The sequence below is a fragment of the Amycolatopsis arida genome (assembly GCF_900115565.1).
GTDB lineage: Bacteria > Actinomycetota > Actinomycetes > Mycobacteriales > Pseudonocardiaceae > Yuhushiella > Yuhushiella arida.
Genome location: NZ_FOWW01000008.1, coordinates 100,172 through 112,718 on the forward strand (window position 1 = coordinate 100,172; position 12,547 = coordinate 112,718).

Annotated in this window: 9 protein-coding genes and 1 pseudogene; 4 read left to right on the top strand and 6 right to left on the bottom strand. The window is 74.3% G+C overall.

Annotated features, from left to right (window positions below):
- Window positions 1-60: 60 nt before the first annotated feature.
- Complete coding sequence (locus BM051_RS21325) at window positions 61-1,335, top strand: glycosyltransferase 87 family protein (protein ID WP_243859706.1); 1,275 nt, start codon at window positions 61-63, stop codon at window positions 1,333-1,335.
- On the opposite strand, the gene BM051_RS21330 is transcribed toward BM051_RS21325, so the two are convergent.
- From BM051_RS21330 to BM051_RS21345, 4 genes are all read right to left on the bottom strand, one after another.
- Window positions 1,322-1,531, bottom strand: coding sequence for a helix-turn-helix domain-containing protein (locus tag BM051_RS21330; RefSeq protein WP_005437638.1), 210 nt, complete (start codon window positions 1,529-1,531; stop codon window positions 1,322-1,324). The two genes, BM051_RS21325 and BM051_RS21330, sit on opposite strands and share 14 nt — an antisense overlap.
- A 192-nt stretch (window positions 1,532-1,723) precedes the next feature.
- Window positions 1,724-3,352, bottom strand: a complete 1,629-nt coding sequence (locus BM051_RS21335; RefSeq protein ID WP_092533330.1) for an ABC-F family ATP-binding cassette domain-containing protein — start codon at window positions 3,350-3,352, stop codon at window positions 1,724-1,726.
- Window positions 3,353-3,493: 141 nt separating this feature from the next.
- Window positions 3,494-4,162: an acVLRF1 family peptidyl-tRNA hydrolase gene (locus tag BM051_RS21340; RefSeq protein WP_092533796.1), complete on the bottom strand. Its 669-nt coding sequence runs from the start codon at window positions 4,160-4,162 to the stop codon at window positions 3,494-3,496.
- Between the two features lie 211 nt (window positions 4,163-4,373).
- The gene (locus tag BM051_RS21345; RefSeq protein WP_092533799.1) at window positions 4,374-5,960 is read right to left on the bottom strand and encodes a deoxyguanosinetriphosphate triphosphohydrolase family protein; all 1,587 of its coding nucleotides are present in this window, start codon (window positions 5,958-5,960) and stop codon (window positions 4,374-4,376) included.
- Between the two features lie 182 nt (window positions 5,961-6,142).
- Here BM051_RS21345 and BM051_RS21350 point away from each other — a divergent pair, with 182 nt between their 5' ends.
- Both BM051_RS21350 and BM051_RS21355 read left to right on the top strand, forming a co-directional pair.
- On the top strand, window positions 6,143-7,297 hold the full coding sequence (locus tag BM051_RS21350) for a lycopene cyclase family protein (RefSeq protein ID WP_092533333.1): 1,155 nt from the start codon (window positions 6,143-6,145) through the stop codon (window positions 7,295-7,297).
- A gap of 271 nt (window positions 7,298-7,568) precedes the next feature.
- Window positions 7,569-9,266 (top strand): GGDEF domain-containing protein, encoded by a 1,698-nt coding sequence (locus tag BM051_RS21355; protein WP_243859682.1) that lies wholly within the window; start codon window positions 7,569-7,571, stop codon window positions 9,264-9,266.
- A gap of 105 nt (window positions 9,267-9,371) precedes the next feature.
- On the opposite strand, the pseudogene BM051_RS21360 reads toward BM051_RS21355, so the two are convergent.
- Window positions 9,372-9,890: pseudogene (locus BM051_RS21360) on the bottom strand (response regulator); the annotation flags it as partial.
- Window positions 9,887-11,140 (bottom strand): sensor histidine kinase, encoded by a 1,254-nt coding sequence (locus tag BM051_RS21365; protein WP_092533336.1) that lies wholly within the window; start codon window positions 11,138-11,140, stop codon window positions 9,887-9,889. The pseudogene BM051_RS21360 and the gene BM051_RS21365, both read right to left, overlap by 4 nt.
- A 400-nt stretch (window positions 11,141-11,540) precedes the next feature.
- On the opposite strand from BM051_RS21365, the gene BM051_RS21370 reads away from it, so the two are divergent.
- On the top strand, window positions 11,541-12,545 hold the full coding sequence (locus BM051_RS21370; protein ID WP_166677796.1) for a hypothetical protein: 1,005 nt from the start codon (window positions 11,541-11,543) through the stop codon (window positions 12,543-12,545).
- The last annotated feature ends 2 nt before the right edge of the window (window positions 12,546-12,547 follow it).

The window sequence follows — 12,547 nt, forward strand, 5'->3', positions numbered from 1 at the left end:
CGCTCGGTAGCCTGCGCTCACCAAGGCAGGCGACGCGGAGGGGTGCGCGGGGTGACGCAGGTGGTTCCGCGGCTGGGTTCGTGGCTGCGACAGGGCTGGACCGACCGGCCGCTCGGGCTGGACCTGGCCTTCTACCTCGTCTGCTTCGGCTACGCGGTCGGGATGGCGCTCACCAACTCCTACTACGGCTACCGCACGTGGGGCACCTTCGCGACGGTCGGCTACGGGCTCGCCGCCGCGCACGCCGCGCTGCTGCTGTGGGCTCCGGTACGTGGCTGGCTGGCCTCCCGCTGGGTGGGGGTCGGCGCCGTCGGCGCGGTCGGCATGGTCCTGCCGCTCGGGTTCCTCGTGATCCGCCGGCTGGGCGGCGGCGACTGGCAGCAGGACCCCGGGGCGTGGAGCGCGCAGCCCGAGGTGTGGGTGATCGAGCGCTCCGCGAGCCTGCTGCTCGAGCGGGGCACGCCCTACACCGACATCGCCGCGCTCGACCGGCCGCCCGTCGTCGACGACTACACGCCGTACGGGCCGGTCATGCCGGTGTTCGGGCTGCCGAGGGCGCTGTTCGGGGGCAGCCCGCTGACCGACGCGCTCACCGACGCGCGGCTGGTGTTCGTCGCGGTCGCCGCGCTCACCGTGTGGCTCACCCTCCGGCTGCTCGGCCGGCCACCGGTGCCGGTGCGGGCCGCGCAGCTCGCGGCGATCGTCCCGGTGACCGCGCTGACCTTCGCCACCGCCGCGCCCGACCTCGCGATCCTCGGCCTGTTGCTGGTGGCGTGCGCGCTGGCCGCCCGCGACCGCCCCGCCGCCGCCGGTGCGGTGCTGGCGGTGGTCGGCAGCGCGAAGCTGATCGCGCTGCTGGCCGCGCCGGTGCTCGCCGTCCTGATACTCGCCCGGCTGGGACGCCGGGCGCTGGCGGCCTTCGGGACGGTGCTCCTCGCCGGAACCGCCGTGCTGACCCTGCCCGTGCTGCTCGTCGACTCGGGCGCGTTCGTGGAGCACGTGCTGCGCTTCCCTGCCGGGCTGGGCGCGGTGGCCTCACCCGCCGCGAGCCCGTTCCCCGGTCACCTGATCGCGAGCACCGGACCTGTCGGTCAGGCCATCGCGTTCGCGCTGCTGGCCGGTGCGGGAGTGGTGATCGCGGTATGGTTGCTCCGCGACCCGCCGCGCACCGGTTCCGCCGCGCTACTGCGCATCGCCGTCGGGCTCACCGCGTTCATCCTGCTGACCACGGCGACCCGGTTCGGCTACCTGGTGTACCCGTTCGTGCTACTCGGCGCGATGCTCGTGTTCCGGGCCGCGGAGCGCCGAACGGAGGACAGGCTTACTTCTTCTTGACCCGCGTCGCGCCGCCGCGGCCGCGCAACTGGACGCCGGACTCTGACAGCACGCGGTGCACGAAACCGTACGAGCGACCAGTCGACTCCGCGAGGGCGCGAATGCTGGCGCCCTTCTCGTATTTCTTCTTCAGGTCGGCGGCCAGCTTGTCCCGCGTGTTTCCGGTGATGCGCGCGCCCTTCTTCAGGTCAGCCACGTCGATCCACCTTCCGCCCCGATAGTGTTCCGGGCCACAGTCGACCCCTGTCGCCGCAATGATCGAACACTGGGCGCCGGAATGCCAGACAAGAGCCGAAAAACTCGTCTTGACGCACCGAAATTGGTCCATTCCAGTGCTTGCCCAACATCAACTAACGAGATCATCGGTGCCGCCGGTGACCGCTCGGGCTCAGGCGAGTTGCACCAGATCGAGGTAATCGTCCGACCAGTGGTCCTCGGTGCCGTCCGGCAGGAGGATCACCCGCTCCGGCGCCAGCGCCTCCACCGCGCCGGGGTCGTGGGTCACGAGCACCACGGCGCCGGCGTAGCTGTGCAGCGCGTCGAGCACCTGCGCGCGGCTGGCCGGGTCCAGGTTGTTCGTCGGCTCGTCGAGCAGCAGCACGTTGGCCGCGCTGGACACCAGGCCGGCCAGCGCCAGCCGGGTCTTCTCGCCGCCGGAGAGCGTGCCGGCCGGCTGGTCGAGCTGCTCGCCGCTGAACAGGAAGGAGCCGAGCAGATTGCGCAGCTCCTGCGCGCCGGTGTCCGGGGACAGGTGACGGATGTTCTCCCACACCGTGGCGTCGTGGTCCAGTGTCTCGTGCTCCTGCGCGTAGTAGCCCAACCGCAGACCGTGCCCGGCGACCACCCTGCCGGTGTCCGGCTGCTCCATCCCGCAGAGCAGCCGCAGCAGCGTCGTCTTGCCGGCACCGTTCAGGCCGAGCACGACGACCTTCGAGCCGCGGTCCACGGCGAGGTCGACACCGGTGAAGATCTCCAGCGAGCCGTAGGACTTGGACAGCCCCTCGGCGGTGAGCGGGGTCTTCCCGCAGGGCGCCGGCGCCGGGAAGGCGATCTTGGCGACCTTGTCGGCCTTGCGGGTCTCGTCCAGCTTGGCGAGCATCTGCTCGGCCCGGCGGGCCATGTTCTTCGCCGCGACCGCCTTGGTGGCCTTCGCGCCGAGCTTGGCCGCCTGCTGCTGCAGCGCCGAAGCCTTCTTCTCGGCGTTGGCCCGCTCCCGGCGGCGCCGCTTCTCGTCGGTCGCGCGCGCGTCGAGGTAGCGCTGCCAGCCCATGTTGTAGTGATCCAGCTCGCCGCGGGTGGCGTCGAGGAACCACACCTTGTTGACCACCTCGGCGAGCAGGTCCACGTCGTGGCTGATCACCACGAGACCGCCGTCGTGCGCCTTGAGGAAGCCGCGCAGCCAGGTGATCGAGTCCGCGTCGAGGTGGTTGGTGGGCTCGTCGAGCAGCAGCGTGGTGCTGGACTTGCCGCCGACACCGGCCTCGGAGGCGGCGAACAGGATCCGCGCCAGCTCGACCCGGCGCCGCTGGCCGCCGGAGAGGGTGCGCAGCGGCTGCGTCAGCACGCGGTCGGGCAGGCCGAGGTTGGCGCAGATGCGGGCGGCCTCGCTCTCCGCGGCGTACCCGCCGAGGGCGGCGAAGCGCTCCTCCAGCCGGCCGTAGCGGCGGACCGCGCGGTCCCGCTCGGCGTCGTCGACCAACTCGGACATGGCGGTCTGCGCCTTCTCCATCTCGCGCAGCAGGGAGTCCAGCCCGCGGGCGGACAGGACACGGTCCTTGGCGGCGACCGAGAGGTCACCCTCGCGGGGATCCTGCGGCAGGTAGCCCAGCTCGCTGCCGCGGCGCACCTCGCCGCCGTAGGGCTCGCCCTCGCCGGCGAGCACCTTGAGCGTGGTGGTCTTGCCGGCGCCGTTGCGGCCGACCAGGCCGATCCGGTCGCCCGGTTGGACGCGCAGGTCGGTGTCGGCGAGCAGGACGCGGGAGCCGGCGCGCAGCTCCAGGCCGGTGGCCGTGATCACAGTGGTACTCCAGGAGACGAGGTGGTCGGAAGGGCAGCACGAAGAGCCCGCTCGGCGCGGGCGCGTGCGTCATTCCAGCTGGACCACCACACCTCGAGTGTACGGGCGGGCGTCCAGCGGTTTTCCTCCCGGTGACCGTGATCACGGATCGCGCAGCACGATCTCCACGGCGACAGCACGCGCGGCCGCCTCGTCGAGCACCGCGCGGCGCGGCTCGCCGACATCGAGCACACCGGGGCGGGCCAGCGCGAAGACCGGCGCCAGCTTCGGATCCTCCCGCAGCTCGTCGAGGGCCCTGCGGTCGCCGCCAAGCACCACGGCGTCCAGTTCGGACAGTGCGGGGCCGAGCACCTCGAGCGCATCGGCGGCCGCGGCCCGCAGCGCCTGGCGGGCCTGCCCGGCGCGGCGGCGGGCGAACCGTTGCTGGGACCAGCCGCCGGCGGCGCTGCGGCCGTGCACGAGGTGACGGTCCGTGCGGGAGCGGAGCACGCGACCCCGCTCGGTGATGCCGACGCTGTGCCCGCCGAGCCGCACCAGCAGCAGGCCGAGCCGGCGCGGCGCGGTGGCGTGCGCGACCAGCGGCGCGACGTCGAGGCCGGAACGGGTGCCGGTAGAGGCCAGCGGCGGGAACGGGACCGCGACGGTGGCCACCGTGCCGTCGCCGGCGCGCACGACCACCTCCTCGGCGCCGAGCCGGGTGTCCAGCACGCCGTCGTTGCGCTCGGTGAAGCGGGTGAACCAGCGCTCCAGCCGGTCCGGCTCCACCTCCACCACGCGCCCACCGCCCGGCGCCTGCCGCGTCCTGCCCACCCCGCCCACTGTGCCGTGGTCCCGCCCATCCCGCGACCGCCGGGTTGGCCTCGCCCGGACGCTGCGGTCCGTCGCGCCTCGGGATCAAGGGGCTACGAGCGCCCACGGGCCGAGCGCGTCGAGCTGGTGGACGAGCTCGAGGGCACTGGAGGAGAACCGTGATGACCGAGACGGTCGGACACCCCGCGTCACTCCGGGACCGGAACCTCGGTTAGAGGACGAACGACTCCGACCACGGCTGGGCCGCCCGGCCGGAGAGAGCGTCGAGCAGGCTGACCGCCTGCTTGTCGGTCAGCGAGGCGACGAAATCGACCACCGCGCGGCCGCGGGCGAGCGCGTGCACCGCGTCCGCGCCCTCCACCGGCTCCCCGGTCGCCCCGACCAGCAGCTCCGGCGCCGTCGCCGCCAGCGCGGCGTACTCGTCGTGCGCCAGCTCCACCAGATCGTGCAACCGCCGCGGCAGCCGGGACGCCTCGTCGCGATCCACCAGCCACGCGTCGAGCGCGTCCACCAGCCGCCCCAGCAGGCTCGCCTGCCCGCGCTGGTGCAACGCCAGATCCGGGCGCAGCAACACGAACCGCCGGTGCACGAACTTCAGCACCTGCACCTCGTGCCACTGCGCGGACCGCAACGTCACGTGCCCGGACCGGGTGGTCGGCGACGCCGTCAGCAGCACCCCGCCGACCAGCCGCGCCGTCCACCGCGCCGAGAAGCTCGCCAGCGCCTGCTCGGCCTCGATCGACCCGTCGAACGGCCACGCCAGCAACTCGTCCACCAACTCGGCGCGCACCCGGTGCACCGCCTGGATGAACGCCTCGTCGTCGACGATCCAGGAGTCCTTCGCCCGCAACCGACGGCGCAACCGCTCCAGCGAGTACCCCGGCCGGCGCCGGCCCTCGGCCAACTTGTCGGTGTCCATCGCGGACAGTTCCGCCATGTCCGCCGCCCAACGGCCGAACTCCGCGGCCACCGACGCGTGCTGCAGTACCCCGATCCGGTGGAAGTCCTGCAGGTCGTGGATGGCGTAGGCGATGTCGTCGGCGGTGTCCATCACCGACGCCTCCACCGTCTGCTGCCACCGCTCCACCCGCCCCGCGAACGGCCCCCGGGCCTGCTCCAGGTCGTCCAACTCAGTGCAGTACGCGGAGAACTTGCTCGACCCGGTCCCGGGGGCGTCGTCCGGCTCGGCCGCGCCCCGCGGCGGCACCGGCAGCCGGCTCGGGTGCGGCGCCGGGTGGTGCAGCCGCAACCACGGGTACTTCAGCACCGCCGCCCGCACGGCCGCGGTGAGGTCCAAACCGATCGCCGACGGTCCCCGCACGTCGGTCGTGGTCAGGATCCGGAACGTCTGCGCGTTGCCCTCGAACCCGTCGGCCAGCCCGTACCGGTGCCGGGCGATCCGGTCGAGCACCCGCTCCCCCAGATGCCCGAACGGCGGGTGGCCGAGGTCGTGGGCCAGCGCGGCCGCCTCCACCACGTCGGCGTCACAGCCGCCCAGCTTCTCCGCCAGCGCCCGCGGCCCCGGTTCCGCGCCGAGCCGCTCGGCGATCGCCCGCGCCACCTGCGCCACCTTCAGGCTGTGCGTCAGCCGGTTGTGCAGCAGCCCGGACCCGGCCGCGCTCACCACCTGGGTCACCCCGCCCAGCCGAGCGAAGAACGGCGACCCGGAGATCCGGTCGCGGTCGACCCGGAACGGGCTGGCGGCCAGGTCGGCGTGCTCGGTGGCCACTCCGACCACGCCGTCCCGCCGCCGGGCACGCGGGCCGGCTCCGCCGCTGGTGGCCGCTTGCTGGGTCATGGCCATCACGGTAACGGCGACGTCGATCTCACGCGGCGGTCTCCCGCCTTCGACGCCGGCGGGCACGGTCTCCTGCCTCCAGCGCCGGCGGGCGCGGTCGCCTGCCTCCAGCGCCGGCGGGCACGGTCGCCTGCCTCCAGCGCCGGCGGGCGCGGGGGCCGGGTCCGTGCTGGAATCGGACCGTGAGCGACGTCGTGGTGGCCGGATCCGGACCGGCCGGCTGGGCCGTGGCGGCGGCGTGCGCCCGCGAGGGCCTGCACACCGTGCTGGTCGACCCGGCGCCGGACCGGCACTGGCCGGCGACCTACGCGCTGTGGCGGGACGAGCTGCCCGAGTTGCCGGCCACCGCGGTCGCCGCCGCGCCCCGGCGGGTCCTCGCCGCCGGCACCACCCTCGCGCCGGTGGCCCGCGACTACCTGATCGTCGACAACGCGGGGCTGCGGGCCTGGCTCACCGACGACCGGGTCGACGTGGTGACCGGCGCGGTCCGCGCGGCACACCACGGCCCGCGCGGCGCCACGGTCGTCCTCGCCGACGGGCGGCGGCTGGCCACCGGCGTCGTCGTCGACGCCACCGGCGCCCGCCGGGTGCTCACCGGCGGCCCGCCGCGCGGCCCGTGCACCGAGCAGACGGCGTTCGGGGTCGTGCTGCCCGCCGCCGACGCCGCGGCCCTGCTGCCCGACCCCGCCGGCACCGCGCTGTTCATGGACTGGCGAGCGCCCGCGCCGGCGGCCGACCCGGGGTTCTGCTACGTCATCCCGCTCGGCCGGGACCGGGTGCTGGTCGAGGAGACCTCGCTGGCCCGCCGCCCGGGCCTCGGCCTGGACGTGCTGGCCACGCGGCTGCGATCCCGGCTCGCCGCCGCCGGGATCACCGCGAGGGGCACCGAGGAGCGGGTGCGCATCCCGCTGGACCTGCCGCTGCCCCGGCCCGACCGGACCGTCCCGTTCGGCGTCGCCGCCGGCCTGGTGCACCCGGCGACCGGCTACAGCGTCGCGACCTCGCTGCGACTCGCGCCACTGGTGGCCGCCGCCGTCGCCGGCGGCCTCGGCAGGGGGCCGCGCGCCGCCGCGCGGGCGGCGTGGCACGAGCTCTGGCCGCCGGGGGCGCTCGCCGTGCACGCACTGCGCCGGCACGGCCTGCGGGCGCTGCGCGCGCTGCCGCCGGAGCTGGTGCCGGCGTTCTTCGACGCGTTCTTCGCGCTGCCGGTGGAACGGCAACGCGCGTTCACCTCCGAGCGCACCAACCCGCGCCTGGTCGCGGCGGCGATGGCGGCGCTGTTCCGACCCGTGCCGTGGCGGCTGCGCGCCGCCCTCACCCTGCCGCTCCGCCCCTGAGCCCGCCCTTGCCCGCCACCAAGGCCTCCGGTTGGACCCCGCTGCGCGGCAGTGGCGAAGCCCGCGCAGTAGTAGCCCGCGCAGTAGTGGAACCTCGAGCAAACCCAGTGACGCACCGCGTGGTGGTTGGGGGAGACGGGCGGGCGCCACCAAGGTCCTTGTGACACGGCCGGCCCGGGACGCGACGCCCACGGAATAATCTCCGTGACCGGCGGATGAACATGTGTCGACGTTTTCCCCGAACCGGCGGCGGACCAGCCACTATCCTCGTGTGGCTGCATCGCTGAGTTCGGTCAGGTTCGCCTTCCAACCGCTGTACAGCCTCCGCACCGGCGGCGTCGTGGCGCTCGAGGCGCTCGCCCGGCCGCCCTCCGGCGAGGTCCGGCAGCTCCTCGACGCCGCGCTGCGGCAGGGCCGGCTCGTCGAGATCGACGTCGGGCTGGCCGCGAGGGCGGTCGAGGCGGAGACCCGGCACGAGACGCTGCTCCCGCTGCACGTCAACCTCACCGCCCGCACCGCGGCCGCGCCCGCGCCCGCCACGATCGAGCCGCTGCTCCAGGCACTCGGCCGGGCCGGCCGCCGGCCGCGGGAGGTCGTGCTGGAGATCGGCCCGCCGTTCCACGTCGCGCCGGCGGGCGCCCTGCTCTCCGGGATGCGCCGGCTGGCCGAACTCGGGTTCCGACTCGCCTTCGACGGCCTCGGCGCCGGCGACCTGCCGCTGGACCTGCTGGTCTCCGCGCCGATCGACCTGGTCAAGCTCGACCGGACCCTGCTGCGCGGGCTGCCCGCCGACGCCGCCGCGGCGGCCGCGGTGGCCATGCTCACCGAGTTCGCCACGCGCACCGAGCTGCGCCTGGTGGCCACCGGCGTCGAGACCGAGGAGCAGCTCGACGCCGCACGGCGGGCCGGGGTCCGGATCGCGCAGGGCAACCTGTTCGCGCCGGCCAGCCAGGCGGCCGCGTGGACCGGCGCGATCACGCCCGCCACCCCCGAGCCGGACCGGCCCGCCGCCACGCCGGCCGCCCCGCGGGTGGCGGACTTCCTCCGGCCCGCCACCACCCTGCCCGCCGACGCGACCTGCGAGGACGTCCGCAACGTGCTCGCCGCGAACGACGCCCCCACCGGCATCGTCGGGCTGGATCCCGACAACCGCCCGCAGTGGTCGATCGACCGGACCCGGTTCCTGCTCTCGGTGACCGGCCCGTACGGGCACGCCCTGCACGCCCGCCGGCCGGCGGCCCGGTTGGCCGACAGCCCGCACGTGATCCACGCCGGCGCCGGCGCGCTCGAGCTGCTGGAGCTGGTCAACGACGCCGACTGGAGCCGCACCGGCGACGACATCGTGGTGGTCGACGACGGCGGGCGCTGTCTGGGGGTCGTGCTGGTCACCGAGGTGGTCCGCGGCATGGCGGAGGTCAAGGTCGAGGAGGCGGCGGCGCTCAACCCGCTCACCCGATTGCCCGGCAGCGACACCGTGGCGCGGGACGTCACCCGGCGGCTCGCCGCGGGTGAGTCGCTGGTCGTCGCGTGGCTCGACGTCGACGCGTTCAAGGCGGTCAACGACACGGTGGGCTTCGCCGCCGGAGACGACCTCATCCGCGCGCTGGGCCGCACGTTGACCCAGCTGGCCGGGTCGCTGCGGACGGTCACGGTGAGCCACGTCGGCGGCGACGACTTCCTGATCGCCTGCGACATCGACGAGATCGCCACGGTGGCCGGGCGATTGCTGGACACGCCGTGGCAGGCGGAGGGCCGCCCGGTCACCGTGTCACTGGCCACCCTGCTGTGCGCCAGCGGCTCGGTGCGCTCCTACCGGGAGATCTCCCGGCTGCTGGCCCCGCTCAAGCGGAGGGCCAAGGAGGTGCCCGGGTCGAGCTGGGTGCTGGGTCGCCCCGGCTCGGATCGGGTCGAGGTGCTGCGCGGCCTCGGCCGGCACGCCCTCGCCGCCCCACACCGCTCCGCCAGCTGACCAGCCGTGTCCGCGTCCTGTGTACGCGTGTCCGCGTCCTGTGTACGCGTGTTCGCGCCGTGCGGCGCGGACACGTGCTCACAGGTCGCGGACACGGACGAAGCCGTTGGACAGTCCGGCGGCCATCAGCCGCAGCACCTCGGCCTCCCGCTCGGTGAGCCCGGTCTCGGCCCGCACGTCCCGCGCGGACGCCCTCGCCCGCGCGGACGCGAGCTGGCGGATCGCCGCCGGGAACAGCAGTGACTCCCCCTCGACCACGGTCCGCACGGCGGCCACGATCTCCTCCGGCCGCGCCCGCTTCAGCACAAAACCGCTGGCGCCGGCGCGCAGCGCGTCGTACACGTAGTCGTCGGTCCCGAAAGTGGTCACCACCACGACCTTCGGCGGCTCGTCCATCGTGGACAGCAGGTGCTCGGTGGCGCGGAGCCCGTCCACCGCGGGCATCCGCACGTCCATCAACACCACGTGCGGCCGTAGCCGGCGGACCAGACCGGGCACCTCGGCGCCGTCGCCGGCCTCGCCGACCACCGCCATCCCGGGCTCGGTGTCGAGGATGGCCCGCAGGCCGGTGCGGACCAGCTCCTCGTCGTCCACCACCAGCACCCGGATCGGCTTCTCGGTCACGCTCCGCTCCCCCACTCCCCGGCCGGCAGGCGCACGGCCACCTCCCACTCCCCGTTCACCGGCCCGGCACTCAGCCGGCCGCCCAGCAGCTCCACCCGCTCGGCGACGCCACGCAGGCCGCGCCCGCCCTGCCCGCGCCGGCGGCCGGCACCGTCCGGCAGCGGGTTGCGGACCACCAGCTCCAGCCATTCGCCGACCTCGCCGACCCGCACCGAGACCGGCGCGTCACCGGCGTGCCGCAGCGCGTTGGTCAGGCACTCCTGCACGATGCGGTACGCCTCGCGGGACACCACCGGCGGCACGCCGTCCGGCGCGCGGACCTCGGCGTCGATCGCGAGGCCGGCCCGCGTGGTCGCGTCCAGCAGGGCGGGCAACTCGGCCAGCCCGGCCGGCGGCGTGGTCGGCGCCCTGTCCCGTTCCTCGCGGAGCAGCCCGAGCACGTGGTCGAGGTCGTCGAGCGCGCCCCGCGCGGCGTCCTCCACCGCGCGCAGCGCCCGGTCGGCGGCGGTCCGGTCGCGGTCGAGCAGGCGCCGGGCCGCGCCGGCCTGCAGGGTGACGACGCTCAGCGCGTGGCCCACGGAGTCGTGCAGCTCGCGGGCCAGCCGGTTGCGCTCGACCAGGCGCCCGGCCTGCCGCTCCAGCTCGGCGATCCGGTCGGCGGCCGGCAGGCGGAGCAGGCGGGCCGCCGCCCGGCACAGCACCGCGCCGCACGCCGCCACCAGGTAGACCAGTGCCAGCAGGGCCAGCACGAGCACCGCAGGGACCCAGAGGCCCGTCCAGCCGGTGGGGACCCGGAACCGGTCGTCGACACCCGGCAGCAGGTTGCCGGTGGCCGGCGCGGCGATCCCGAGCACGGTGAGCACCGGCAGCACCAGGCTGACAAGGCTCACCACGCCGCCGATCAGCACGTGCAGCAGGAACAGGACGCCGGAGCGCAGCCGCACCGCCCAGCTCCGCGCCGGCCCGAACGGTACGCCCGGCACCGGGTCGTCGAGCAGCTCGCGGACCGCCGCGCCCTCCAGCACCCGCACCACCGGCAGGAACGAGCTGGCGAACGCGACACCGACGGTGAGCAGGCCACCGATCACGAACGCCGCACCCGGCCCGGTCACCAGCGGCAGCACCGACGGCGCCGCGATCGCCGCGAACAGCAGGTACGGCACCAGCAGCGCGCCCCCGAGGATGAGGTAGGTCCACCGGCGATAGGTGGACCGATCCACCACCGGCCGGAGGATCCGCCGCAGCAGCACTCCCGCATCCTCGCAGAAGCGTGCCGGCCACCCCTGATCGCGACCCCCCGGCGTGTTCGCCACTCCCGTCACCGTGTTCGCCGGCCACGTCACCGTGTTGGCCGCTCCCGTCGGCGGGTGTACGCGGGTCCCACAGCCGTGTGCGTCCGGTGACCGCGGTTCTGCCGTCCCTCCCGTCCCCGCCTTCCCTTCCTTCGCCGCGCCTCCTGTCCCACGTCTCCCGCCACCCCGCCGGGGCAGCCGTCGGCACGGTTTCGATACGATCGGGTAACGATCTCCGCCCACTGATTCGCCCGTTTCTCTTATTTCGCCTCCGACGAAGGGCGCGTAGAGTAGCTGCCTGCACTCGATCGAGCACGGAGCGCATTCGTCCGTCCGGGTGCCCGCCAAGGAGGTGACCGTGTCCGCGGATGCCAAGCGGCTCCGCAGCAACCTGCTCGAGGAGATCTTCTGGACCAGGACCGGACTGCTGCTCCTGATCCTCGTCGTCGTATCCGGGTCCACGATGTGGCTCGCCAGCGCGATGTCCACGGGCCTCTGGCGGGACTTCGTGTACGCGATCGGCACGGGGACCCTCGTCACCGCGGTCGTCGGGTTCGGGCAGACCCTGATCACCGCCAGCGCGTCCCAGCGCGCGCTGGTGGAGCCGCTGGTCGAGGAGAGCAAGCGGGCCCTGCGCGAGCTCAGCGCCGAGTACCGGGCGCTGAACAGCGAGTTCTTCCCCACCCACGTGTTCGAGGCGAGCAGCGAGCCGGACCCCGCCTTCAACAAGCAGATGATGCGCGACCTGCACAGCACCCGCCAGTACTTCTTCCGCGGGTTCTCCGGCCGGCATGCCGCCGCCCGGTTGCTGCTCGACCACGCGGACCGGGAGCTGCGGGTCATCATCGCCGACCCCCGCGACGGCGTCACCATGACCGGCCGCACCCGCTACCTGCTGCGGCACGAGGGCGCCGAGGCCGACCACGAGTCCGTGCGGCACAAGCTGCGCGACGACGCCTGGATCGGCCTGGTCGGCCTGTTCCTCGCCCGCACCCGCTGCGTGCGGGTGGACATCACGGCCGTCACCGATCCCCGCATCGACCGGCTGGAGATGTTCGACGACAGCGTGTGGCTCACCCTCTACAGCAACGCCCGCGACGCCTCGACGCTCTACCCGCGCACGCTGCGCTTCTCCGAGCGCTCGTTCGTCTACGGCATGGAGCGGGCCGACTTCCTCCGGGTGTGCGCCTCCCGCACGGAGCGGCACTTCGAGATCACCCCGAACACCACCCGCGAGGAATTCCTCGCGCTCTTCCACAAGATCACCGGAACCGCGATCGACGAGGAGCGGTTCCGCGACTTCGAACGCCGCTTCCACCATTTCCGCCAGAAGTTCACCCACGCCGCCGAACTCGGGAGCTGACC